23 protein-coding genes and 1 pseudogene are annotated in these 23,049 nt (G+C 62.7%); 16 read left to right on the top strand and 8 right to left on the bottom strand.

Annotated features, from left to right (window positions below):
• The first annotated feature begins 164 nt into the window (after nt 1-164).
• Entirely contained in the window at nt 165-1,844 is a 1,680-nt protein-coding gene (locus LCM4573_RS01450; RefSeq protein WP_071004061.1) for a formate--tetrahydrofolate ligase, read from the top strand.
• A 118-nt stretch (nt 1,845-1,962) separates the two neighbouring features.
• A pseudogene (locus tag LCM4573_RS01445) lies at nt 1,963-2,382 on the top strand (endonuclease domain-containing protein).
• A gap of 132 nt (nt 2,383-2,514) precedes the next feature.
• Here the strand turns inward: LCM4573_RS01445 and LCM4573_RS01440 are convergent.
• Nucleotides 2,515-3,396 carry an extensin family protein gene (locus LCM4573_RS01440; protein ID WP_071005116.1) on the bottom strand — a complete coding sequence of 294 codons (882 nt, stop codon included), beginning with the start codon at nt 3,394-3,396 and terminating at the stop codon, nt 2,515-2,517.
• 290 nt (nt 3,397-3,686) lie between these two features.
• Here LCM4573_RS01440 and LCM4573_RS01435 point away from each other — a divergent pair, with 290 nt between their 5' ends.
• The 4 genes from LCM4573_RS01435 to queF all read left to right on the top strand — a co-directional run bounded on the left by LCM4573_RS01435 (nt 3,687) and on the right by queF (nt 7,904).
• Nucleotides 3,687-5,876, top strand: coding sequence for an anthranilate synthase (locus LCM4573_RS01435; RefSeq protein ID WP_071004060.1), 2,190 nt, complete (start codon nt 3,687-3,689; stop codon nt 5,874-5,876).
• A 4-nt stretch (nt 5,877-5,880) separates the two neighbouring features.
• Entirely contained in the window at nt 5,881-6,381 is a 501-nt protein-coding gene (locus LCM4573_RS01430) for a GNAT family N-acetyltransferase (RefSeq protein WP_071004059.1), read from the top strand.
• A gap of 138 nt (nt 6,382-6,519) precedes the next feature.
• On the top strand, nt 6,520-7,443 hold the full coding sequence (locus LCM4573_RS01425) for a cation diffusion facilitator family transporter (protein ID WP_071005114.1): 924 nt from the start codon (nt 6,520-6,522) through the stop codon (nt 7,441-7,443).
• Nucleotides 7,440-7,904: a preQ(1) synthase gene (gene queF, locus LCM4573_RS01420; protein ID WP_071004058.1), complete on the top strand. Its 465-nt coding sequence runs from the start codon at nt 7,440-7,442 to the stop codon at nt 7,902-7,904. Before LCM4573_RS01425 ends, queF begins: the two co-directional genes overlap by 4 nt.
• 141 nt (nt 7,905-8,045) lie before the next feature.
• Here the strand turns inward: queF and LCM4573_RS01415 are convergent, their stop codons facing one another.
• Entirely contained in the window at nt 8,046-8,804 is a 759-nt protein-coding gene (locus tag LCM4573_RS01415) for a DUF2076 domain-containing protein (protein WP_071004057.1), read from the bottom strand.
• Between the two features lie 147 nt (nt 8,805-8,951).
• On the bottom strand, nt 8,952-9,353 hold the full coding sequence (locus LCM4573_RS27065; RefSeq protein ID WP_083347273.1) for a GFA family protein: 402 nt from the start codon (nt 9,351-9,353) through the stop codon (nt 8,952-8,954).
• Nucleotides 9,354-9,520: 167 nt separating this feature from the next.
• Between LCM4573_RS27065 and LCM4573_RS01405 the strand changes: the two genes are divergently transcribed.
• From LCM4573_RS01405 to leuA, 6 genes are all read left to right on the top strand, one after another.
• Nucleotides 9,521-10,213: an ATP-dependent Clp protease proteolytic subunit gene (locus LCM4573_RS01405; protein ID WP_407071710.1), complete on the top strand. Its 693-nt coding sequence runs from the start codon at nt 9,521-9,523 to the stop codon at nt 10,211-10,213.
• A gap of 261 nt (nt 10,214-10,474) precedes the next feature.
• Nucleotides 10,475-11,527, top strand: coding sequence for a GH25 family lysozyme (locus LCM4573_RS01400; protein ID WP_071004055.1), 1,053 nt, complete (start codon nt 10,475-10,477; stop codon nt 11,525-11,527).
• Between the two features lie 116 nt (nt 11,528-11,643).
• Nucleotides 11,644-12,822 carry a benzoate/H(+) symporter BenE family transporter gene (locus LCM4573_RS01395; RefSeq protein WP_071005109.1) on the top strand — a complete coding sequence of 393 codons (1,179 nt, stop codon included), beginning with the start codon at nt 11,644-11,646 and terminating at the stop codon, nt 12,820-12,822.
• Between the two features lie 39 nt (nt 12,823-12,861).
• Nucleotides 12,862-13,131: a BrnT family toxin gene (locus LCM4573_RS01390; RefSeq protein ID WP_071004054.1), complete on the top strand. Its 270-nt coding sequence runs from the start codon at nt 12,862-12,864 to the stop codon at nt 13,129-13,131.
• Nucleotides 13,112-13,354: a type II toxin-antitoxin system BrnA family antitoxin gene (brnA, locus tag LCM4573_RS01385; RefSeq protein ID WP_083347272.1), complete on the top strand. Its 243-nt coding sequence runs from the start codon at nt 13,112-13,114 to the stop codon at nt 13,352-13,354. The genes LCM4573_RS01390 and brnA overlap by 20 nt, the downstream gene beginning before the upstream one ends.
• 311 nt (nt 13,355-13,665) lie before the next feature.
• A complete protein-coding gene (leuA, locus tag LCM4573_RS01380; RefSeq protein WP_071004053.1) occupies nt 13,666-15,378 on the top strand; it encodes a 2-isopropylmalate synthase in 1,713 nt (570 codons plus the stop codon).
• Nucleotides 15,379-15,390: 12 nt separating this feature from the next.
• On the opposite strand, the gene LCM4573_RS01375 is transcribed toward leuA, so the two are convergent.
• Nucleotides 15,391-15,780 carry a helix-turn-helix domain-containing protein gene (locus LCM4573_RS01375; RefSeq protein WP_071004052.1) on the bottom strand — a complete coding sequence of 130 codons (390 nt, stop codon included), beginning with the start codon at nt 15,778-15,780 and terminating at the stop codon, nt 15,391-15,393.
• Nucleotides 15,781-15,875: 95 nt separating this feature from the next.
• Here LCM4573_RS01375 and LCM4573_RS01370 point away from each other — a divergent pair, with 95 nt between their 5' ends.
• A complete protein-coding gene (locus LCM4573_RS01370) occupies nt 15,876-16,826 on the top strand; it encodes a zinc-binding dehydrogenase (protein ID WP_071004051.1) in 951 nt (316 codons plus the stop codon).
• 6 nt (nt 16,827-16,832) lie between these two features.
• On the opposite strand, the gene LCM4573_RS01365 is transcribed toward LCM4573_RS01370, so the two are convergent.
• From LCM4573_RS01365 to LCM4573_RS01355, 3 genes are all read right to left on the bottom strand, one after another.
• Nucleotides 16,833-17,663: an anti-sigma factor gene (locus LCM4573_RS01365; protein ID WP_071004050.1), complete on the bottom strand. Its 831-nt coding sequence runs from the start codon at nt 17,661-17,663 to the stop codon at nt 16,833-16,835.
• Nucleotides 17,663-18,139 (bottom strand): RNA polymerase sigma factor, encoded by a 477-nt coding sequence (locus LCM4573_RS01360; RefSeq protein WP_071004049.1) that lies wholly within the window; start codon nt 18,137-18,139, stop codon nt 17,663-17,665. The genes LCM4573_RS01365 and LCM4573_RS01360 overlap by 1 nt, the downstream gene beginning before the upstream one ends.
• Nucleotides 18,140-18,255: 116 nt before the next feature.
• Nucleotides 18,256-19,209: a metallophosphoesterase gene (locus LCM4573_RS01355; RefSeq protein ID WP_071005105.1), complete on the bottom strand. Its 954-nt coding sequence runs from the start codon at nt 19,207-19,209 to the stop codon at nt 18,256-18,258.
• Nucleotides 19,210-19,274: 65 nt separating this feature from the next.
• Between LCM4573_RS01355 and LCM4573_RS01350 the strand changes: the two genes are divergently transcribed.
• Nucleotides 19,275-19,763 carry an NUDIX domain-containing protein gene (locus tag LCM4573_RS01350; protein WP_071004048.1) on the top strand — a complete coding sequence of 163 codons (489 nt, stop codon included), beginning with the start codon at nt 19,275-19,277 and terminating at the stop codon, nt 19,761-19,763.
• A 121-nt stretch (nt 19,764-19,884) separates the two neighbouring features.
• Here the strand turns inward: LCM4573_RS01350 and LCM4573_RS01345 are convergent, their stop codons facing one another.
• Nucleotides 19,885-20,874 (bottom strand): glutathione S-transferase family protein, encoded by a 990-nt coding sequence (locus LCM4573_RS01345; protein WP_071004047.1) that lies wholly within the window; start codon nt 20,872-20,874, stop codon nt 19,885-19,887.
• A 268-nt stretch (nt 20,875-21,142) separates the two neighbouring features.
• Here LCM4573_RS01345 and LCM4573_RS01340 point away from each other — a divergent pair, with 268 nt between their 5' ends.
• Nucleotides 21,143-21,643: a GNAT family N-acetyltransferase gene (locus tag LCM4573_RS01340; protein ID WP_071005103.1), complete on the top strand. Its 501-nt coding sequence runs from the start codon at nt 21,143-21,145 to the stop codon at nt 21,641-21,643.
• A gap of 74 nt (nt 21,644-21,717) precedes the next feature.
• Nucleotides 21,718-23,031 carry an MFS transporter gene (locus LCM4573_RS01335; RefSeq protein ID WP_071004046.1) on the top strand — a complete coding sequence of 438 codons (1,314 nt, stop codon included), beginning with the start codon at nt 21,718-21,720 and terminating at the stop codon, nt 23,029-23,031.
• Nucleotides 23,032-23,049 lie beyond the last annotated feature (18 nt).

Below are 23,049 nucleotides of genomic sequence, written 5' to 3'. Positions count from 1 at the left end.
ACAGTTTCGGGAGTTAAATAATCTTGGGTGTTTCAGTCAAGTTTGAATCTGACAAATTTAGTCAAGTTAATGAACGTTGCGAAAGCGCAACACTTCAATGGAGTGAAGCTATTCACACTCTGGAACTCCTCCGATATTCAGAAGCAGTCAGCGGAGGGCGCAACATGGCGGAGGTCAAATCGGATATCGAGATCGCGCGGGCGGCGAAGGTCAAGCCGGTCGCGGAGATTGGCGCGAAGCTCGGCATCCCGGCGGACCAGCTCGCGCCATATGGGAACGACAAAGCGAAGGTGCGGGCCGAGTTCATCGCCTCGCTTTCCGACAAGCCGGACGGCAAGCTCATCCTCGTCACCGCCATCAACCCGACGCCGGCCGGCGAGGGAAAGACCACGACGACGGTGGGGCTCGTGGATGGTCTCAACCGGATCGGCAAGCGCGCGATCGTCTGCGTGCGCGAGCCTTCGCTCGGGCCCTGTTTCGGGGTGAAGGGCGGGGCGGCCGGTGGCGGCTATGCACAGGTCGTGCCGATGGAGGATATCAACCTCCACTTCACCGGCGATTTCCATGCGATCACTTCCGCCCACAATCTGCTGGCGGCGATGATCGACAATCATATCTACTGGGGCAATGCGCTCGATATCGACGTGCGCCGCATTCCCTGGCGCCGCGTCATGGACATGAACGACCGGGCGCTTCGCGAGGTGGTCGCCTCGCTCGGCGGTGTCGCCAACGGCTTTCCGCGCGAGGGCGGCTTCGACATCACGGTCGCCTCGGAGGTCATGGCGATCCTCTGTCTCGCCTCCGATCTTCGCGATCTCGAACGGCGGCTCGGCGACATCATCGTCGGCTACCGGCGGGACCGCAGTCCGGTCTTCGCGCGTGATCTGAAGGCGGACGGTGCTATGACCGTGCTGCTCAAGGACGCCATGCAGCCGAACCTCGTGCAGACGCTGGAGAACAATCCCGCCTTCGTGCATGGCGGCCCTTTCGCTAATATCGCACATGGCTGCAATTCGGTGATCGCCACGAAGACGGCGCTGAAACTCGGTGAATACGTGGTGACGGAGGCGGGCTTCGGGGCGGATCTCGGGGCGGAGAAATTCTTCGACATCAAGTGCCGCAAGGCCGGCCTCAAGCCGGACGCGGCGGTGATCGTCGCGACCGTCCGTGCGCTGAAGATGAACGGCGGAGTGGCGAAGGAGGACCTCGGTGCCGAGAACGTCGAGGCGCTGAAGCGCGGCTCATCCAATCTCGGCCGGCATATCGCCAACGTCCGCAAATTCGGCATCCCTGTGGTCGTCGCGATCAACCATTTCACGTCCGATACGCAGGCGGAGGTGGATGCGGTGATGGATTATGTCGCGCGACACGGCGCGGAGACGATCCTCTGCCGGCACTGGGCCGAAGGTTCGGCGGGCATCGAGGAGCTTGCCTGGAAGGTGGTGGAGCTTGCGGAAAGCGGCCAGGCGAAGTTCCAGCCGCTCTATCCGGACAATCTTTCGCTGATGGAGAAGATCGAGACGATCGCTACCAAGATCTACCATGCGGGCGAGGTGACGGCCGACAAGGCGGTGCGCGACCAGTTGAAGACGTGGGAGGAGCAGGGATACGGGCACCTGCCTGTCTGCATGGCCAAGACGCAGTATTCGTTTTCGACCGATCCCAACCTGCGCGGCGCGCCGGAGGGGCATATCGTGCCGGTGCGCGAGGTCAGGCTTTCGGCTGGCGCAGGCTTCGTGGTCGCGATCACCGGCGAGATCATGACCATGCCCGGCCTGCCGCGCGTTCCTTCCGCGGAGCGGATTTTCCTGAACGGCGAGGGGCATGTGGAAGGGCTGTTTTAAGGGGTGTCTCCAATCTGCCCTCATCTTCTTGAATAGGTTGCTTGAAGGCAGGCCGTTGCGGCATATTTCCTTCTCCCCGCGAGCGGGGAGAAGGTGCCGGCAGGCGGATGAGGGGCAAATGCGGGGAGCGAAGCCGAGTACGACGACGCGAGCTCGTTCCTTGCGGCAGTCGGACAATGACGCCGAGGCGAGACTCTGAGGTGAGCTTCGCGGGCGACGGTTGAATGGATTCAAGTTCATCCGGCAATTCCCGATCGGTCCATATTTCGCGGATTTCGCATGTCGAGAAATGCGGCTCGTAATCGAAGTCGATGGCAGTCAGCATGCCGACAATCACTACGATCGCAGGCGCGACCAGTTCATGAATTCGGAAGGTTGGTCGGTCGTGCGGTTCTGGAATGTCGATGTGCTGATGGAGATGACGCCGGTGCTGGATACCGTCGTCGCTATACTGACTGGGCGGTTGAATGAGCCGGTCGAGGCTCGTGATCTGAGGTTCAGTCCTGCCTGTATTCGCGGCTCTTGCCCCTCACCCTAACCCTCTCCCCGCACGCGGGGAGAGGGGACATGCCATGTCTGACGGTTCGAGAGGGTAGAAACGGTGCGGCATATTACCTTCTCGCCGTGAAAACGGGGAGAAGGTACTGGCACGCGGATGAGGTGCGATGCTCTACCGGCAATACCTGTACCCGTCCTTCCGCTCCAGCACGTCGAGATGCAGGTGATCCTGATGCGCCGCGTCGCTGCCGGGAGAAAGCACGGTCGTGAAGTGCAGGCAGGCGCCCGCCGTGGCGGTGCGCTGGAAGGCGCCTTCCATAGTAGAGTCCTCCGCGCGCGGTTTCATCTCCATCGTCTCGCCGTTGTCGAGCTTGAAGGCGGCGACATCGATGGCGTTGCCGCGCGCGTGTTCGGAAATCTTGCCTGTCGAGGCGCCGTTGCGCAGCCGGCAGTCATAGGTCGAGCCCGGCACGATGCCGGTGATCCTGCGGTCCGGCATGGCGATCTTCAAGGACGGCTGGACGGTATCCTTCAGCCAGTGGGCCATGGCGAGCGCCGTCTTGCAGCGCATGGCCGCTCCACCCAGCGAAATGCCGGGCAGCGCCTCGGATATTTCGACCGGCTGTTCGATGCCGCAGCCATTGCCGTCGTCGATCCGATTCAAGGGCTTGAACTTCGTGCCAAGCGATGTGAGTTCCGCGAGGCAGGCCCTCAGTTCCGCGGGGTCTTCCTTTTCCAGGGGAGGCGGCGGCGGAGGTGCTGGAGCTTCCGCCTGCTGCTTGTCATCCTTCTCCTTGCCGGGAAGAGGGCTGGCCTCGGTGCCGGAGTCTTCCTTGGGGGCGGGCTCCTCCTTCGGGGGTGCTTCCGGTTTCGGCTCGGGCGTTGGAACGGTCTCGGCGGCCGGTTGTTCGGACGGAGTGTCCGTCGGTCTGGCGGGCTCCGGCGCCTCGGTTCGCGCGCCGGGTTTTTCGGCTGGAAGGGGGCCCTTTGCGGGCAGGCTGGCACTCATCAGAAGGGGGATGCCGAACACAAGTGCCAACCAGGATCGCCGCATGCTCATTCCTTTTCGCTGTTGCCGGGAGAGGCAAACGCACAAAAGCCGGTTTGGTCGCATCCGGAGTGGCAAGAAATTCGCTTGCGCGTTTTAAAGACCCACGCTAACAATTCCGCCCATGACGATTTCGATGAACATCGGCAACTGGTGGTGGGCACGCTTCGCGCGGCCTTGACCAGTCATGTCCATCGACAAGACGACACAAAGCCGCCCGAGAACCGAGGCGGCTTTTTTGTTGGCCGCAAGGGGACCGGGCATTGCGGCAAACGAACAGGATCGGAGAGGCAGATATGGTAACGATCATTCGGGATGACGGTTCGGAGACCTACGAGACGCGGGGCGGGATTACCGTCAGCCGGCAGCGGCGCGCGGCCGATTATGCCACCGCCATCTCCTCCTATGTCGATAGGCTCGACGAGCGGCGCGGTGCGGTCTTCTCCTCGAACTACGAATATCCCGGCCGCTATACCCGCTGGGATACCGCGATCGTCGATCCGCCGCTGGGGTTTTCCTGCAATGGCCGCAAGGTCTGGATAGAAGCCTATAACGAACGCGGCGAAGTGCTGCTGGGCTTCGTCGCCGACAGGCTGCGGACCGTTGCGGAGATCACTCTTGGAAACCGAACCGCGCGCCGCCTGGATCTGACCGTCAACGAGCCTTCTCGCGTGTTCACCGAGGAAGAGCGCTCCAAGATGCCGACGGTGTTCTCCGTGCTGCGTGCCGTGGTTGATCTCTTCCATTCGGACGCGGATTCGGCGATCGGTCTGTTCGGCGCCTTCGGCTACGACCTCGCCTTCCAGTTCGATGCGATCAAGCTTTCGATGGCACGGCCTGAGGACCAGCGCGACATGGTACTCTATCTGCCGGACGAAATCCTCGTCGTCGATCACCATGCGGCCAAGGCCTGGATCGACCGCTACGACTTTTCCAAGGATGGCGCGACGACCGACGGCAAGGCGGGCGAGATCGCGCCCGATCCCTTCAAGCGCACCGACATCATCCCGCCGAAGGGCGACCACAAGCCCGGCGAATATGCCGAGCTCGTCACACGGGCGAAGGAAAGTTTTCGACGCGGCGACCTCTTCGAGGTGGTGCCTGGCCAGAAGTTCATGGAACGCTGCGACTCGAAGCCTTCCGAGATTTCCAACCGGCTGAAGGCGATCAACCCGTCGCCCTATTCCTTCTTCATCAATCTCGGCCATCAGGAATACCTGATCGGCGCCTCGCCGGAGATGTTCGTGCGCGTGTCGGGCCGGCGCATCGAGACCTGCCCGATTTCCGGCACGATCAAGCGCGGTGAGGATGCGATTTCCGACAGCGAGCAGATCCTGAAGCTCCTGAACTCGAAGAAGGACGAGTCCGAACTCACCATGTGCTCGGATGTCGACCGCAACGACAAGAGCCGCGTCTGCGAGCCGGGATCGGTAAAGGTGATCGGCCGGCGGCAGATCGAGATGTATTCGCGCCTCATTCACACGGTCGACCATATCGAAGGACGGCTTCGGGAAGATATGGATGCCTTCGACGGCTTCCTGTCGCATGCCTGGGCGGTGACCGTCACGGGTGCGCCGAAACTCTGGGCGATGCGCTTCATCGAGAACCACGAGAAGAGCCCGCGCGCCTGGTATGGCGGGGCGATCGGCATGGTCGGCTTCAACGGCGACATGAACACGGGGCTGACGCTGCGCACCATTCGCGTCAAGGACGGCATCGCCGAGGTCAGGGCAGGCGCGACGCTGCTCAACGACAGCGATCCGCATGAGGAAGAAGCAGAAACCGAACTGAAGGCATCCGCCATGATTGCTGCCATTCGCGACGCCCGCACGGGCAATGCCGCCAAGGCCGGCCGGGACGTGGCCCGTGTCGGGCAGGGCGTGAAGATCCTGCTCGTCGACCATGAGGACAGTTTCGTCCACACGCTTGCCAACTATTTCCGCCAGACGGGAGCGACGGTCTCGACCGTGCGCACGCCGGTGCCGGAAGAAGTGTTCGACCGTTTCGATCCCGATCTCGTCGTGCTTTCGCCCGGTCCCGGCAATCCGCAGGATTTCGACTGCAAGGCGACGATCAAAAAGGCAAGGGCAAGACACCTTCCGATCTTCGGTGTCTGCCTCGGCCTGCAGGCACTGGCGGAGGCCTATGGGGGGGAGCTGAGGCATCTCGCCATTCCCATGCACGGCAAGCCATCGCGTATCCGCGTGCTGGAGCCGGGCATCGTCTTCTCCGGTCTTGCAAAGGAAGTGACGGTCGGGCGCTATCACTCGATCTTCGCCGATCCGAAGACGCTCGATCCTGACTTCATGATCACCGCCGAAAGCGAGGACGGGACGATCATGGGCATCGAACACGTCAAGGAGCCGGTCGCGGCGGTGCAGTTCCACCCGGAATCGATCATGACGCTCGGCGGCGACGCGGGCATGCGGATGATCGAGAACGTCGTGGCGCATCTGGCGCGCAAGCGCGAGACGAAGGCGGCGTGAGGTGATGGTCGAAAACATCGCAATCGAGCCTATCCGCGAGGAACATATCGAGAGCTTTCACAGGGCTCTCGATATGGTCTCGCGGGAGCGGAGATACCTGACCTTTCTGGAAGCGCCGCCGCTCGAATCAACGCGCGCCTTCGTTCTCGACATGATCGAGAACGGGCATCCGCAATTCGTGGCGGTCGTGAACGGCGACGTGGTCGGCTGGTGCGATATCCGCCGCGAGGGCAGGCCGAGCCATGCGCATCGCGGCTCGCTCGGCATGGGCATCATTCCCGGCTATCGCGACAAGGGGCTGGGGAAGCGGTTGATCACGACGGCCCTCGATGCCGCCCGCGAACTTGGCCTGCACCGCGTCGAACTCCATGTGCATGCGGACAATCCGCGTGCGATCGCGCTCTACGAAAAAGTCGGCTTCGTGCGCGAAGGCCTGGCCCGCGACGCGGTGAAGATCGACGGCCGTTTCATCGACACGATCCAGATGGCGGTGATCTTCGGGTAAATCGCCGACCCTTTGACAAATAGCCCTACCTGATCCATATGCACGGCCATCCGAAACCGCCGGAGCGAGATGATCTCGCTCCGGCGGTTTCGGCGTTTTGGAGCCTGGCTCCTGCAAATCATTCGCATGCGCATAAGGATGAAAACCGTGGCAAGGGATACGAAAATCGTCGAACGGCTGGCCTTCTGGGGCATTCCGGTCTCGATCGGAGTGATGGGCCTGAAGATGCTCGCCTGGTGGGTGACCGGCTCGGTCGCGCTGCTTTCGGACGGGATGGAATCCCTCGTCAACGTAGTTGCGGCCCTCCTTGCCTATTTCATCATCCGCTATGCGCAGCGGCCCGCCGATCACGACCATCAGTTCGGGCACCACAAGGCGGAATACATTTCCGCCGTGGTCGAAGGCGTGCTGATCGTGGTCGCGGCGCTGATGATCATCCAGGAGGCCTGGGGCGCGCTTTTCGCCCCGAAGCTCCTGGATGCGCCGGTGCTCGGCCTGGGGATCAACGCCATAGCTGCCGTCATCAACGCGGTCTGGGCGACGACGCTGATCCGGGCCGGCAAGGCGCATCGATCGCCGGCGCTGACGGCCGACGGGCACCACATCATGTCGGACGTCGTGACCTCGGCGGGCGTCTTCGTCGGCCTCATCCTCGCCGTCTTCACCGGTTACGCGATCCTCGATCCGCTGCTGGCTATCCTCGTCGCGTTCAACATCCTGTGGCAGGGCTACAAGGTGATCTCCCATTCGCTCGGCGGGCTGATGGACAAGGCGCTGGAGCCGGACGAGGAGGCGGCGGTGCGCGAGACGATCACCGCCAATTCGCAGGGCGCGCTCGGCGTGCATGATCTGAAGAGTCGGCGGGYGGGGGCGGCGGCCTTCATCGATTTTCATCTGGTCGTGCCGGCGGACATGAGCGTCGGTGATGCGCACGACATCTGCGACCGCTTGGAAGACGCGATCAAAGCGGTTATTCCCGGCGCCACATTGGCGATCCATGTGGAGCCCGAAGGCGAGCGCGCCCATGGACAGAAGGTAAAAGTGGAAGGAACACCATCATGACGATGACGGACGTATCGAGCCTTTCGCAGCTCGGTTCGAAGGTTGAAACGCCGCAGAGCCCGGAGGCGGCGGTACTGGAAAAGGTGCCGAACGGCAACCAGGGCACGGATTACGTGGTGCGCTTCACCGCGCCGGAATTCACCTCGCTCTGCCCGATGACAGGGCAGCCGGATTTTGCGCATATCGTCATCGATTACATTCCGGACGGATTTCTGGTGGAATCGAAGTCGCTGAAGCTCTTCCTGCATTCCTTCCGCAACCACGGCGCGTTCCACGAGGATTGCTCGGTCTACATCGCCAAGCGGATCGTGGACCTGCTGCAGCCGAAGTGGCTGAGGATCGGCGCCTACTGGTATCCGCGCGGCGGCATCCCGATCGACGTGTTCTGGCAAACGGGCGAGGCGCCGGCCGGCGTGTGGCTGCCGGAGCAGGGCGTGCCGACGTATAGAGGGCGTGGGTGATATATTCCACTCTCTAACCGTCGTCACGGCAACCTCTTAGGCCCCCCTCATCCGGTCCTTCGGACCACCTTCTCCCCGAGGGGAGAAGGTAAGGCGCCGCGCCGTTGCTGTTCCTCCCCTCCTTCTCAATGGGAGGTAACGTCACACGTCCATCGTGTCGTCGCCGCCGAGATCGTCGTCGCCGAAGTCGGATTGGTCGTCGCTGTCGTCATCGGCCTGCTGCAAGCCGTCATCCGTGTTGCCGTCATCGGCCGCCTGCCGGACTGCGTCGTCGCCATAGTAGTTGTTGACGACGGTTTCTTCGGTCGGGCCGTTGCCGAAGGGATTGCCGCCGGCAAGAGGCGAGCCCCAGCCGAGCGAATTCATGTGGTTTGAGAATATGCCGGAAAGCGAATTGGCGAGCAGCATGCCGCCCGCCACGCCGGCAGCGGTGCCGAGCGCGCCGCGCAGGAAACTGCCCCCCGCCGAGGGCGCGCTGGGTTGCGGGTTCCACGGGCCGGTGGGCTGGGGCTGACGGTAGGCAGTCTCCTGTTCGCGGCTGGGGCGGAGGTCCTGGCGGGAGCCGCTGTCCCAGGGGCCCGGCTGGGGAACGGAATCGCGCGGCTGGCTGGAGCCGAAGATGGAGTTCAGGAAGCCGCCGCCCTGTTCGGCGTGGTGGTGTTCGCTATCCTGGGCCTCGATCTGACGGATGCGCTCCTCGAGTTCCTTGATATGGTTCGCCGCGGCCTCGAGCCCCTTTTCCTGGACGATGACGGCCTGTGCCAGATAGTAGGCGGCATAGGGCTGTTCGCGGGTCGCCTGATCGATCAGGCTTTCGGCCTGAGCGTCGCGGGGCGTGGCGGCGGCGGTGCGGATACGGTCAAAAAGCGCGGTGAGGAGCTGGCGTTCTTCCGGTGACATTGTTGCCTCCTTGAGGGTGTTGCCATGGTCAAGGAGGTAGGCGGCAATTCCGGCATTTCAAAGCTGGAATCCCTTACATTTTGGTAAGTTTGCGAAGCAAACGCCAGCGTGAGGACTTTCGGCCCGAAGCGGACACGCAGCATGGGTTCAAAACCAAAGATCGCGCACGCAACGTCCTTTGGAAGGAAGATCGTCAAAAGTGTCCAAGCCGTCGAAATGATCGATGGGGAGATACTGAACGAGGTCGGGCGGTGCGAGCCGCAAGTTGACAGCCATGCGCCGGCGCCCATCCGCCTGAAGTCGCAAGCCGCGCCAGCTCAATACACAGGCGCAGGATGGGCAGAACAATATTTCGAGAGACGACTTGTCCTTGCCGGCGCGGGTGTAGGAGGCGGTCTCACCTCTGATCGCGATACGCTCTCCTTCGTAATCATAGGCCCACAGAGCGCCGTATCGGCGGCAGAGCGTGCAGTTGCAAGCAGTGATGGAGCCCGGATCGCCCTTGAGCGTCCAGCCCGTTTTGCCGCAATGACATGAGCCCGTCAGCATGAGCGTAGGTTCGATCCTGCTCAATGTTCAACGACGGCATCCTGCCCCAATCACGGGATGACCGCAATTGCGCAAAGTCGATGTCATCGCCTATCGCTGCTGGCATTTGCCGCCGAATTCCGCATTGTGGCAGTGGGAGATTCGGGTGGCGCGGGTCCGGCCACCGCATCATTCACCTTACTCTTCGGAACGTGCGGGCTTGGCTATCGCGCTCCATTGTTTTACGGCTGAGAAGGCATTATGTCCCATACATGAATCCCATGCAGGAGACCGTGATGAACGACGAGAACGAAGACGACAAGACGAAGGAACTGCCGCTCGGCAAGGAAACGGAGGCGAACCTTTTCAAGTCGCGTTCGATCTTCATCTATGGCCCGATCACGCAGGAACTGGCGCAGAAGGTCAATACGCAACTGGTGGCGCTTGCCGCCGCCAGCGACGACGACATCCGAATCTATGTGAACTCGCCGGGCGGGCACGTGGAATCGGGCGACTCGGTCCACGACATGGTCAAGTTCATCAAGCCGAAGGTGTGGATGATCGGCACGGGCTGGGTCGCTTCCGCCGGCGCGTTGATCTATGTCGCAGCTCCGAAGGAGCGCCGCATCGCCCTGCCGAACACGCGCTTCCTGCTTCACCAACCCTCCGGCGGCACGCGCGGCATGGCTTCCGACATCGAGATCCAGGCTCGCGAGATCATCAAGATGAACGAGCGCCTGAACCGGATCTTCGCGGAGGCGACCGGCCAGCCGATCGAAAAGATCGCCAAGGACACCGACCGCGATTACTGGCTCTCGGCCGAAGAAGCCAAGGAATACGGCCTCGTTTCGCGGATCGTGAAATCGCAGTCCGAAATCTGAGCTTGTTCCAAGCTTCATGAGAAACGCCGCCGGCAAGCACCGGCGGCATTTTCGATTCTCGTCTTCTCCAAAAGCGATCAGGTTCCGGCGCCTCACCCGCTCGATCGCCGCTGCGATTGTTTCTTTGCGGTGACGGCGCATCGTTTTCGAACGTAAAGATTGGATTCAGCATTTCTTGGTAATTTCCCGTTAGCAATTCCTCACGGCGGTCCCCGGCGACTCGGGGTTCCATAACTCGGTTTGTCTTGCGTACGGGGTCTCATGCGTTCATCGGCTGTGCCAGCACTTCTTCTCGCCTGCCTGACCCTTTCGGGCTGCACTTCCAGTTCCGGCCCCGAAAGCCTGATGGCCGGTCTGCCGTCGCGGGAAGTGACCAATTCCACGACGCCCGTTGCGCCTATTCCGGTTGCGGACGTGGGGGAGAGAATGGCGATCGCAATGCCGCCCGCACCGGTGAGCCCGCCAGCGCAGGAAGTTGCAGCGCTTGCCGGACCGATTCCCAAGCCGCAGGCTTTCGCGCCGATGCCGACCATGGTCGGCATGCCGGTGCCGATCGAAAGGCCCGTCGCATTCCTGGCGCCTGAAAATCCGACGGCCGAGCGCGGACCGCGCGGCCGAGCGCAGGTCTACCGCCATCGTTTCCGTGACGCCAAGCCGATCAATTTCGGCCGCGTCACGCCGAAGGATTATGCCGTACACGGCGTCGACGTATCGCGTTGGCAGGGCGAGATCGACTGGGCGAAGCTGAGAACCCAGGGCGCCAACTTCGCCTATATCAAGGCGACCGATGGCGGCGACCATCTCGACCCGATGTTCAAGACGAACTGGCGGCGGGCCAAGGAGGCGGGCCTCAAGCGCGGCGCATATCACTTCTTCTACTGGTGCCGTGTGGCCAGCGAGCAGGCCGAATGGTTCATCCGTAACGTTCCGAGAGACCCGGACGCGTTGCCGCCGGTCATCGATGTGGAGTGGAACGGCGACTCGAGCTGCAAGAGGCGTCCGTCCCGCGAGCGGGTCCTGGAAAAGATGCAGGTCTTCATGGACATGCTGGAGAAGCATTACGGCAAGCGCCCGGTCATCTACACCGCCCCGGACTTCTACAAGGACAACCTGCAGGGCGCATTCACCAATTATCCGTTCTGGCTGCGCGCCGTCGCCCAGCATCCCTCGAAGGTCTATCCGGGCCGCAAGTGGCTGTTCTGGCAGTATTCCGGTTCCGGCCTTTCGCACGGCGTGGACGGCAAGATCGACCTCAACGTCTTCAACGGCAGCGAGGAGAACTGGCACCGGTGGCTGGGGCGGGTCACGAGCTGACGGAAGTCAATCGATAGGCGAGGCGAGGCCGTACGCTTTTCGCCCCGAGCAGGCTTGTGTTTGACGGCGGGCTGAGGCTCCATGCGGTTTTCTCATCGCCTCCCGAGTCCCGCCGCATGCTCAAAGATTTTTCCGTTCCGGCCCTGATGATGGGCCTTCTGACAGCTTTCGTCGGATTCGTCAGCTCGTTTGCCGTCGTGATCCAGGGCATACAGGCCATGGGAGCGACGCCGAGTGAAATCGCCTCGGCGCTGCTGGCGCTTTCGGTCGCCATGGGCGTTCTGGCGATCGGCTTCTCGCTCTGGCACCGCATGCCGATCAGCATTGCCTGGTCCACGCCCGGCGCTGCCCTGCTTTCGGGAATCGGGGCAATCCAGGGTGGGTTTCCGGCGGCTGTCGGCGCCTTCGTGCTTTGCGGCGCGCTTATCGTGCTTTCCGGCTTGTTCCGGCCGCTCGGGCGGGCGATCCAGCTCATTCCTGCGCCGCTCGCCAATGCCATGCTTGCTGGCATTCTGCTTGGCCTCTGCCTCGCACCGGTGAAGGCAGTGGCCTTCGACGCGGCGCTCGGTCTGCCGATCGTTTTGACCTGGATGGCCGTTTCCGCATGGAAGCGGCTATGGGCCGTACCTGCGGCACTCGGGGCTTTCGTGCTCGTGCTTCTCTTCGGCGTGGACCTGCCGGAAGATGCGCTGGCACAGGTAGGGGCGGCGATCCATCCGGAACTCATCGCGGTGACGCCGGCCTTCACCTGGCACGGCTTCGTTTCGGTCGCCGTGCCGCTCTTCATCGTCACCATGGCCTCGCAGAACATTCCGGGCATCGCGGTCCTGAAGGTGCATCACTACCAGCCGGCGCCCGGTCCGCTGTTTGCCGGAACGGGTATCTTTTCGATCTTCTGCGGCATTTTCGGCGGCGTGCCGGTCAACATGGCCGCGATCACGGCCGCGATGTGCGCAGGCGAGGATGCTCATCCCGATCCGGCGCGGCGCTACTGGGCGGCGGTGGTCGCCGGCTTCGGCTATATCGCGCTCGGGCTGATGGCGGGCGGGCTCATTGCCTTCGTCTCGCTGTCGCCTCCGATCCTTCTGCAGGCGGTCGCGGGGCTGGCGCTGATCGCCGCGTTTTCCAACTCTGCCTTCGCCGCCTATCGCGAGCCGGAAACGCGCGAGGCGGCGGCGATCACTTTCCTGGTTACCGCCTCGGGAGCCTCCTTCGCGGGCATTTCCGGTGCCTTCTGGGGGCTCGTCGCGGGCGGAGTGGTGATGGCGTTACAAAGAGTAGTGAAAAGGAGGTAGACCTCTCCAGGTTGTATTTTCTGGCTGCCGGGTTGTTCCATGAAATTCGAGTTCGATCCGGATAAGAGCGCTTCGAACAAGGACAAGCACGGCATCGATTTCATAGAAGCTCAGCTGCTCTGGCTGGATGAAAAGCACCAAATGGCGCCGGTTCCGACCGAGACGGAAATGCGCTATATTCTCACCGGGAAAATCGCTGACAAGCATTGGACGGCGATTTTCACATGGCGAGAGAGCCGCGTGCGTATTATCTCCGTCAGACGGGCTCGGCTCGTAGATAGGCAACGATATGAAGACGATAACGGCTGAAGAGCTAGACAAGAAATTCGACGACGGCGAAGATATCAGCGACTACGTTGACTGGTCGAAGGCTACTCGTCCCGGGTTGGCGCTCGTCCACGTTGATCTTGATTTGCCTGCCGGCGTTCTATCTGATCTGGACCGTGAAGCCATGAGACTGGGTTTGACACGTCAATCTCTCGTCACCCGGTGGCTTAGAGAGCGGCTCGAAGCAGGCCGTCAGGGTAAATAGCCCACTTGCCACCCTCGGAGTCTGCAGTTATACATCCCGCCATGACCATGACAGGCGCAATCATGTCCGACCGTCAGCCGACCTGCCGCACCGCGGCCGGGGCGCCGGTTCTTGCGCTTTCCTCGCTTCTTAGCCTCGACCTTACGCGCGGTTGCCGGGTCCGTTGAGGAGCGCCCGGCGGCCGAAAAGCCCTGCCGGCGTAAGTGCTCCTCTCACGAACATTCAAGACCGATAGAGAAAAGACCGCGTAAGGTCCGCATCGATCACGGCCAATCCCCTGGATGGCGCGGTGCGTAAAGAGAGACGAGACAATGGACGCCAAGACCTATTCCCCCAAGCGCGGCATGCCGCAGGCCGCGATGAAATACCGGCCCTATCCGCAGATCGATATTGCCGACCGCACCTGGCCTTCGAAGACCATTACAAAGGCGCCGATCTGGTGTTCGGTGGACCTGCGCGACGGCAACCAGTCGCTGGTCAACCCGATGGGGCACGACCGCAAGGCGCGCATGTTCAAGCTGCTGCTCGACATGGGCTTCAAGGAAATCGAGATCGGCTTCCCGTCCGCCTCGCAGACCGACTTCGACTTCGCCCGCTGGTGCGTGGAGGAGGGCGGCGTGCCCGAAGATGTCTCCATGCAGGTGCTGGTGCAGTGCCGGCCGGAGCTGATTACCCGTACCTTCGAGGCTCTCGAAGGTGCCAAGCACCCGATCATCCATTTCTATAATTCCACCTCCGAGCTGCAGCGCCGCGTGGTGTTCGCCAAGGATGTCAACGGCATCAAGCAGATCGCCGTGGATGCGGCCAAGATGATCACCGACATGGCGGCGAAGGCCGGTGGTGGCTACCGCTTCCAGTATTCGCCGGAAAGCTTCACCGGCACCGAGCTCGACGTGGCGCTGGAGATCTGCAATGCCGTGATCGAGGTGGTGAAGCCAACCGCCGACAACAAGCTCATCATCAACCTGCCGTCGACCGTCGAGATGGCGACGCCGAACGTCTATGCCGATCAGATCGAATGGATGTGCCGGCAGATCGACAGCCGCGAAAACATCATCATCTCGCTGCATCCGCACAACGACCGCGGTACCGGGATCGCCGCGACCGAACTCGGCCTGATGGCCGGCGCCGACCGCGTCGAAGGCACGCTCTTCGGCAATGGCGAGCGCACCGGCAATGTGGACGTCGTGACGCTGGCGCTCAACATGTACACCCAGGGCGTCGATCCCGAGTTGGATTGCTCCGACATCGAGCGCATCAAGGCGGTCTACGAATATTCCAACGAGATGGTGATTCCGGAGCGCCATCCTTACGTCGGCGAGCTGGTCTATACCGCTTTCTCGGGCTCGCACCAGGATGCGATCAACAAAGGCATGAAGGCGATCAAGGTCGCCAACCATCCGGTATGGGAAGTGCCTTACCTGCCGATCGACCCGCAGGATGTCGGGCGTTCCTACGAGGCGATCATCCGCATCAACTCGCAATCCGGCAAGGGCGGCATCGCCTACATCCTGCAGGCCGATTACGGCATCAACCTGCCGCGCAACCTGCAGGTGGAATTCCGCGAAGACATCCAGCGCATCACCGACGAAGAGGGCAAGGAGCTTCCCTCGAAGCGCATCCATGAGAGCTTCATGGAACGCTATGTGGAGCAGCCCGGCGCGCGGCTGAAATTCGTCGACCACCACACCTATCCGGCCGGTTCGGACCAGAAGGGCGTGCGCATCGTGGCGGCTGAGATCACCGACCGCGGCGAGGTAAAACGCATCGAAGGCAAGGGAACAGGGCCAATCGACGGCTTCATCAACGCGCTGTCGACCTATCTGGGCATCGACCTCTCGGTTGCCGACTACTCCGAGCACTCGTTGCAGCACGGCTCGAACGCCTCGGCCATCGCCTATGTGGAAATGGAGCATCCGGGCGGAAAGCTGTTCGGCGCCGGCATCAACACGAATATCGTGGCTGCGTCGCTGGAGGCGGTCGTCTCCGCGGCGAACAGGGTGCTGGAGGAGCGGAAAGGCTGATCGAAGCCAAGTTCAGGCCGCGGCCGCCTCCGCGGCGCGCGGCCTGACGATGCAATCGAGAAGCGCGTCGCTTTGCCCATGCGCTTCCGCATGGTGCTGGCCCCATTGGCAGAGTGCATAGAGAATGGGTTCCAGGCGGAGACCGAGTTCGGTTGCGCTGTATTCGACGCGCGCCGGCACCTCCGCGAAGACTTCGCGGCGGATGAGCCCATGCTCCTCCATTTCCCGTAATTGCTGAATCAGCACCTTCTGCGTGATGCCGGGTACCATGCGCTGAAGCTCGGAGAGACGCCTGGGTCCGGAAAAGGCATGATAGAGGATGACCGGTTTCCAGCGGCCGGAAATCACCTTCAATGCCCGCTCAATGGGCAGTTTCGGCAAGTTTTTTACAAGGGCTGCCATGGTCACCTCCTGGTGGGTATGGCGTAAAAGAGTGTGTATCCCGGCCGGCCCGCGCGCTGCTAAGGCGCCTCATCTTCTCATAGATGAGGTTTCCGATGAAGGTCGTCCAGTTCTCCCGTTTCGGTTCTCCCGAAGTTCTCGAAGTCATCGAGGTCCGGAAGCCGCAGCCGGCACGCGGCGAAGTGCTGATCCGGGTCATGGCGGCGGGCGTAAATTTCTTCGAGGTGCTGATGCGGGCCGATCGTTATGCGGTTACGCCCTCGCTGCCGATGGCGCCAGGGGTAGAGGTTGCCGGCTTGGTCGAGGCGGTGGGCGAGGGCTTGGACGATGCGCTCATCGGCGCGCGAGTCGCGGTGCCGCTCTTTGCGATCGGGCGAGGTTCGGGCGGCTACGCGGAATATATCATCGCCGATGCCGGCTCGCTTGCGCGACTGCCGGAAGGGCTTTCCTTCGAAAATGCAGTAGCGCTGATGGTGCAGGGGCTGACGGCACTGCATCTCGTCCGGCAGAATCCGCCTGCCGGCAAGACCGTGCTCGTCACGGCAGCGGGTGGAGGTGTCGGATCGCTGCTCGTCCAGCTCCTGAAGCAGGCCGGAGCGGAGAGCGTGATCGCTGCGGCGGGAAGCGGTGAGAAGCGAGCGCTCGCGCTTTCGCTCGGTGCGGATCGAGCCGTTGGGTATGATATGAGCGGTATCGAGGCCGATATCGTCTTCGACCTCATCGGCAATGAGCTGACACGGGGCCTTATCGATCCGCTGAGGCCGGGCGGTCGGCTGGTGCTGGCCGCGATGGGGCGCTTCGGTCTGGACCAGGTGGATATCGGGCGGATGCTGGAGGCGAACCAGTCGTTGCAGGGCTTTTCGCTGCTGCCGCTTCTCGGTGAGACGCTATGGGCCGATCTGGCCGAGCTTTTCGATCGGGCACATCGCGGCGAGATCAGGGTGATCTCAGGCGGGCGGTTTCCTCTTACCGAAGCGGCGGAGGCCCACCGGGCGATCGAAAGCCGCCTGACGACGGGAAAGGTCGTTCTGGTGCCCGACAGCTGAGCAGGGTCAAATCAGCCCTGCCGCCTTGGCGGCGATCTCGTCCAGCGAAGGATTGGAGGATGGGCCGACGATGGCGTAGGTGGCGAGCGGCGTCGACCAGGAGACCACGCCGATATCGTCGCGGATGGTTTCCGTGGCTGGATTGACGGTCGGCCGGGACTTGGTGAAGACGATGGCGATCACCTCGCCCTCAGCGCTTTTGTAGAACAATTGGCYCGCCGGAATTCCGGCTGCGGAGAACAGCCGCGCGCCCTGGAAAGCGAGCCCGCTTTCCCCGAGATCGGGAATGCGGAAGGCGACGCCGGTATTGGTCGTCAGCCAGTCCAGGATGTCGGCCGACTTATCGGCGGGAAGTTCCGCCAGGTGGGCACCCTGTCTGGAATAGAGCCGGTAATGGGCGGCGACATCCTCCAGCCAGTCGCGGTTTTCCGAAACGGATGCCAGCGCGTCGGGCGAGGGGGCGGCAAGCGGCGGCGCGCCGAGCATGTAGCCAAAGGCACCGCCGACCACGAAGAGGAGGAGGCCGCAGGCAAGCGCCTGCCTGCCGGTGGGTTTCATCGAAAAATTGGGGCGCGACGGCTGCGGGAGGCGCACCGCCCGGCGCGGCTGGGGCGCGGCCTTGATCGCGCGCACCAGATCGAGCGGCACGGGCTCCTTCAGCATTTCATCGAAGGCGTGGCGGCCGAAATCGCGGCCGCGTTTCAACGCGTCCTGGCTGGCGCGCGCCTGCGGATCGTTGACGAGCAGCGCCTCGATCTCATGCCGCTCTTCTTCGCCGATCTCTCCGTCGATGAAGGTGGACAGGCGGATATCGATTTCCTTGGGCGTATCGCTCATCAGGCTCTCCGCTCGGTGGCTTCGACGCCGATGGCTGCGAGCCGCAATCGGGCAGCGCAGAGGCGGGAGGTCAGGACACGCACCGGAATGCCGAGGATATCGGCAGCCTCGGAATAGGTGAAGCCCTCCACGTCCACGAGAAGGAAGCTGGCGGCGAGCCCTTCCGGCATGCCGACAAGGATTGCCGCGGGCTTGCCGAAGGCATCGTCGCCAGACCCGGCCGCAATATCTCTCATGCCCTTGCGCTTCCTGGCCTCATCGGTCCAAAGGCTGCGAACCATGCTGAAGAGCCAGCTTTCGAGCCGACCCTCGCCCTTCCAATGATGGCTTTTCTGGACGGCGCGGGCGCAGACCTCGCGCACGAGATCATCCGCCTCGGCCGCCGTACCGGCGAGCGCCAGCGCAAACCGGCGCATCTTCGGCAGGAGGGCGACGAGATCGCGTCTGATATCATTCGGGGCGGACGGCTGGTTCATAAAGTGCCGGCGAGCTTTCAGAAGGTTGATTGTAGGCGTTGCGGAGAGTCCTGTAAGCAGCCAGATATGAATCCAATGTGGCGATTCCGCAAGTTTCAACAAATATTCTTGGGTGGCTAAAGTATTTTTTCCGCTTCCACGATGGAAAGGGGCGAGAGATTCTCGCCGTAGAACACATGGCTGTTCTCGAGCGCGATGCCATCGCCCTGCGGGGTGAGGCCGTAGCGCTCGCAAACCAGGTTCCATGCGCCGGGCCGGCCCGACAGCGAAAACAGGTTGTAGGCCGCCGGCGGCTTATGGCCGCCAGGCCCCTGCGAGGCGGAGGCGATGCCCACGACCGGCACCGGGCCATGGTGGCTGTGCAGCCAATAGACCGTGTTGAGGTGGGTATGCCCATGCAGCACGAGTTCGGCGCCGCCGGTGGAGATGGCGGCGGCGAAGCGGCGGATGCCGAGCATGCGCTTGTGGGCGGATGTTGCGCCGCGGATCGGCGGGTGGTGGATCAGCACGACGCGAAACAGGCCTTCCTCGCCGGCCTTCCTCAGCAGGTTCACCGTTTCGCGCGCCTGCCTCTGCCCGAAATAGCCGGAGGCGGAAAAGGGAGGGGTGGCATTGGACGTGGAGCAGCCGATGATGGCGATCGGCCCGCGCCGGCGGAGCGTCGGGAAGACATGCTCCTCCTTCGGCCATGCGGCCGGGTCGTCGTCGCTTGCGATGAAGGGATACCAAGCCTTGACGGACTTGTCGTGGGCGCCCGGAACATAGGCGTCATGGTTGCCGGGAACGACGGTGGTATGGAGAGGATCGCCGATCGTGTTCAGCCATTCGGCCGAAAGGCGGATTTCGATATCCGTTGCGAGATTGACGAGATCGCCGGTGACGACCAGGTGGTCCGGCTCGCGGGTCTTGAGATCGCTGAGCAGCAGGTCCAGCGTGTTGACGAAAAGGTGCTTGCGCCGCTTTCGGTGCCAGTTCACAAAGCCGGTAATGCGCTTGGAACACAGCTCGCGAAGCGAGAGGCGCGGAAGAGGCCCGAGATGGATATCGGAAATATGGGCGAACTTGAACATGGCGCAGACATAACGCATCGGCGGAGAAATCGTTATCGATTTTGTGCCTTCTCGCGGAGTTATGAATGAAGGGTGAGGGTGTCCCGGAAATCCGCGGGTTCGGCACGCGTGTCGTCGTGTGGCTGCTGCATCGCTTTTTCATTCTCTCACGCGGCATGACGCTCGGCGTCAGGGCAGCCTGCTTCGACAGCGAAGGGCGCATCTTTCTTGTGCGCCATTCCTATGTGCCTGGCTGGTACATGCCGGGCGGCGGCGTCGAACGCAACGAGACGGCGCTGGGCGCGCTGGTCAAGGAATTGCGCGAGGAGGGCAACCTGGTGATGATCGGCGAGCCGCGGCTTTTCCACGTCTACCATAACCGCAACGCAAGCCGGCGCGACCACGTGCTGTTCTACCGGGTGGAGGTGGAGCAGACCGCGCCGAAGCAGCCCGACAGGGAGATCGCGGAAAGCGGTTTCTTCGCGCTCGACGACCTGCCGGCGGAGACGACCACCGCGACGCTGCGACGGCTGAAGGAGTTGAGCGGGGAGGTGAAGCGCTCGGATTATTGGTGAGGTACCTTCTACCCGTCGGGGGAGAAGGGACCGCGCCGCTCCCATGCAGTCTCTCAATGCCGTCTCTGGGCATGTCCCCTCTCCCCGCAGGCGGGGAGAGGGTTAGGGTGAGGGGCAGACCCTAAGTCGCCCTCCCGATCCTCTCCCGCCCATGCGGCGCGTCGAGATCGATCACCGGCCCCGCCGGCACGATACCGGTCGGGTTGATGTTCCGGTGGCTCTGGTAATAGTGGTTCCTGATATGATGCAGGTTGCAGGTCTCGGCGACGTCGGGATGCTGGTAAAGGTCGCGCAGGTAACCTGGCAGATTGGGATAATCCGCGATGCGGCGGATATTGCACTTGAAATGCCCGACATAGACCGGATCGAAGCGCAGCAGCGTGGTGAAGAGCCGCCAGTCCGCTTCCGTCAGCCGGCTGCCGAAGAGATAGCGGTTTTTTGACAGGCGTTCTTCCAGCATGTCGAGGGTTTCGAAGAGGCGGGTGACGGCCTCGTCATAGGCTTCCTGCGTAGTGGCAAAGCCCGCCTTGTAGACGCCGTTGTTGACCGTATCGTAGACGAGCGCATTGAGTTCGTCGATCTCGGCACGGAGGTCGGCGGGATAGTAATCCGCCGTCGAGCCTGTCAGGCCGTCGAAGGCGCTGTTGAACATGCGGATGATCTCGGCGCTCTCGTTCGAAACGATGGTTTCCTGCTGCCGGTCCCACAGGACGGGAACGGTAACGCGGCCGGTATAGGCCGGATCAGCCTTCAGGTAGATCTGGTAGAGGTAATCCGAGTGGTAGAGATCGTCGCCGGTGGCGCCCTCCCGCTGCCGGAACTCCCAGCCGTTCTCCAGCATGAGGTAATCCACCACGGAGAAGGAGACGAGGTCTTCGAGCTTCTTCAGCTTGCGGAAGATCAGCGTGCGGTGAGCCCAGGGGCAGGCATAGGAAACGTAGAGGTGATAGCGCCCGGCCTCGGCTTTGAAACCGCCCTTGCCCGATGGGCCGGGCGAACCATCCGCCGTCAGCCAGTTGCGGAACTGCGATTCGGAGCGTTTGAAATGCCCTCTGGTTTCCTTGGTGTCGTACCAGACGTCCTGCCATTTTCCATTCACGAGCCTGCCCATGATGATCTCCCGGTTGCGGTCGTCCGAGATACATACGGCAGCGGTGCGGGATTGGGAGCCGCGATTTGATGAACGCTGCGTTTTTGCATTGGACGCGGGCGGAATTTCCTGCTAGGTGCCTTTTCGCAAATTTTGGGAACATCTCCTCCATGACCGAAGTACGGGCACTGCGACGACGCTGATCTTGCGAACACGACGCTCACGGAAGCGTCGCCGAGATCATTCGTCATGCCCTCTACTTTCTCAAGGCTTCGGTCCCTCCATGCAGATGCTCAAGCACGATCTTGTCTACCTCACCGAGGACGCGTCCCATGATGCCGTCATCGAACTCATCAACGCGGAAGCTTTCGGCCCCGGCCGGTTCGCCAAGGCAGCGGCGCGCATTCGCGAGCAGGGGCCGCATGATCGTTCGCTCTCCTTCGTCTGCGCCGACGATGGCGAGACCATCGCCTCGGTGCGGATGACGCCGGTTCACGCGGGCGAGGTGAAGGGGCATCTGCTGGGGCCGCTCGCGGTCCGGCCCTCACACAAGAACCGGGGCATCGGTCGCGAACTGGTGCGGATCGCCGTGGAGGCGGCGAGAAGACATGGGTCGGAAGCGGTGATCCTTGTCGGCGATCCGCCGTATTACATGCCGCTCGGCTTCGAAAGGGTTTCCTACGATGCACTGAAGTTCCCAGGCCCGGTCGATCCGGGCAGGGTGCTGGTCGTGCCGATGGCGGAAGGCGTTCATCCGCGGCTCAAGGGAACAATCGGCTGGCGCGGATAGGGCAATTCCGTTAATCACCCAAAGGCGGCGCTTATGCGGGCTTCATCGCCCGTCGGCTCAGGGGAGTGGGTGGAATGGCGGCAATCACGATGGACGAGGCGCTCGATCGCGCCGGAACAGGGCCCTATCAGCGGCGGCTGATGGGCATATTCGGGCTGGTCTGGGCTGCTGACGCAATGCAGGTTCTGGCAGTCGGCTTTACGGCAGCCTCGATCGCGGCGACTTTCGGTCTTACCGTGCCGCAGGCGCTGCAGACTGGAACACTCTTCTTCCTCGGCATGCTCATTGGCGCGATGGGCTTTGGAAGGCTGGCCGACAAGGTCGGCCGCCGCCGCGTGCTGATCGTCACGGTTGCCTGTGACGCACTTTTCGGCCTGCTTTCAGTCTTCGCGCCAAATTTTACCACGCTGCTGATACTGCGCTTCCTGACCGGGGCTGCCGTCGGCGGCACGCTGCCGGTCGACTATGCGATGATGGCGGAATTCCTGCCCGCGAAGAACCGGGGCCGCTGGCTGGTGATCCTCGAAGGTTTCTGGGCGGTAGGCACGCTGGTCGTGGCGCTCGCCGCCTGGGCGGCCAGCGTCTACGGGGTAGCGGATGCGTGGCGCTATATCTTCGCGGTCACCGCCGTGCCGGCGCTGATCGGGATCGGCTTGCGTTTCCTGGTGCCGGAATCGCCGCTTTACCTGATGCGATCGGGGCGGGAGCCGGAAGCCAAGGCGATCGTGGGCAGGATGCTGGCGGTCAACGGCGGGGAGCCGCTCTCCGCCGAGACCAGGCTTGCCATGCAACCGCAGCCGCGCGACACGGCGATCTTTTCCGGCGAGCTTCGCCGCCGCAGCCTGATGATCCTGGCGATCTGGTTCCTCGTATCGGTTTCCTATTACGGCGTCTTCACCTGGATGCCGCCGCAGCTTGCGAGCGGCGGGTTCGGCTTCGTGCGCGGCTACGGCTTCCTCGTGCTGGTGGCGCTCGCGCAGCTTCCGGGCTATGCGCTGGCGGCCTATGGCGTGGAGGCATGGGGGAGGCGTCCGACGCTGATCGGTTTCTGCCTGCTTTCGGCCCTCGGCTGCCTGCTCTTCGTCGTGGCCGGCAATGGCTTCATGGTGGGAGCGGCGCTGCTCATCATGAGCTTCGCGCTGCTCGGCACCTGGGGCGCGCTCTATGCTTATACGCCGGAACTTTATCCGACGGCATCCCGCGCCACCGGAATGGGCGCGGCAGGCGCGATGGCGCGCCTCGGCGGGCTGCTCGCGCCTTCGCTGGTGGGGCTGGTCGTCGCGCAAGGAATCGGCATCGCGATCGGTCTTTTCGCGGCCCTTCTCGTGGTCGCGGCCGTCGCGGCAACGATGATCGATGCGGAGACGAAGCAGGCTTCGCTGGCGTGATCCGGTCAGCAGAATTGT

The sequence above is a fragment of the Rhizobium sp. LCM 4573 genome, from assembly GCF_001854865.1.
Taxonomy (GTDB): domain Bacteria; phylum Pseudomonadota; class Alphaproteobacteria; order Rhizobiales; family Rhizobiaceae; genus Neorhizobium.
The sequence above is the reverse complement of the archived record's forward strand: the minus strand, read 5'-3'. Positions and strand labels throughout refer to the sequence as shown.

Coding starts and splice junctions, on each gene's coding strand:
- LCM4573_RS01390 (WP_071004054.1), top strand. CDS start 12,862: ATGAAATTCGAGTTCGATCCGGATAAGAGCGCTTCGAACAAGGACAAG.
- LCM4573_RS01370 (WP_071004051.1), top strand. CDS start 15,876: ATGAAGGTCGTCCAGTTCTCCCGTTTCGGTTCTCCCGAAGTTCTCGAA.
- LCM4573_RS01415 (WP_071004057.1), bottom strand. CDS start 8,804: ATGTCACCGGAAGAACGCCAGCTCCTCACCGCGCTTTTTGACCGTATC.
- LCM4573_RS01440 (WP_071005116.1), bottom strand. CDS start 3,396: ATGCGGCGATCCTGGTTGGCACTTGTGTTCGGCATCCCCCTTCTGATG.
- leuA (WP_071004053.1), top strand. CDS start 13,666: ATGGACGCCAAGACCTATTCCCCCAAGCGCGGCATGCCGCAGGCCGCG.
- LCM4573_RS01375 (WP_071004052.1), bottom strand. CDS start 15,780: ATGGCAGCCCTTGTAAAAAACTTGCCGAAACTGCCCATTGAGCGGGCA.
- LCM4573_RS01360 (WP_071004049.1), bottom strand. CDS start 18,139: ATGAACCAGCCGTCCGCCCCGAATGATATCAGACGCGATCTCGTCGCC.
- LCM4573_RS01435 (WP_071004060.1), top strand. CDS start 3,687: ATGGTAACGATCATTCGGGATGACGGTTCGGAGACCTACGAGACGCGG.
- LCM4573_RS01430 (WP_071004059.1), top strand. CDS start 5,881: ATGGTCGAAAACATCGCAATCGAGCCTATCCGCGAGGAACATATCGAG.
- LCM4573_RS01345 (WP_071004047.1), bottom strand. CDS start 20,874: ATGGGCAGGCTCGTGAATGGAAAATGGCAGGACGTCTGGTACGACACC.
- LCM4573_RS01395 (WP_071005109.1), top strand. CDS start 11,644: ATGCTCAAAGATTTTTCCGTTCCGGCCCTGATGATGGGCCTTCTGACA.
- LCM4573_RS01355 (WP_071005105.1), bottom strand. CDS start 19,209: ATGTTCAAGTTCGCCCATATTTCCGATATCCATCTCGGGCCTCTTCCG.
- LCM4573_RS01450 (WP_071004061.1), top strand. CDS start 165: ATGGCGGAGGTCAAATCGGATATCGAGATCGCGCGGGCGGCGAAGGTC.
- brnA (WP_083347272.1), top strand. CDS start 13,112: ATGAAGACGATAACGGCTGAAGAGCTAGACAAGAAATTCGACGACGGC.
- LCM4573_RS27065 (WP_083347273.1), bottom strand. CDS start 9,353: ATGCTGACGGGCTCATGTCATTGCGGCAAAACGGGCTGGACGCTCAAG.
- LCM4573_RS01400 (WP_071004055.1), top strand. CDS start 10,475: ATGCGTTCATCGGCTGTGCCAGCACTTCTTCTCGCCTGCCTGACCCTT.
- LCM4573_RS01335 (WP_071004046.1), top strand. CDS start 21,718: ATGGCGGCAATCACGATGGACGAGGCGCTCGATCGCGCCGGAACAGGG.
- LCM4573_RS01350 (WP_071004048.1), top strand. CDS start 19,275: ATGAAGGGTGAGGGTGTCCCGGAAATCCGCGGGTTCGGCACGCGTGTC.
- LCM4573_RS01340 (WP_071005103.1), top strand. CDS start 21,143: ATGCTCAAGCACGATCTTGTCTACCTCACCGAGGACGCGTCCCATGAT.
- queF (WP_071004058.1), top strand. CDS start 7,440: ATGACGATGACGGACGTATCGAGCCTTTCGCAGCTCGGTTCGAAGGTT.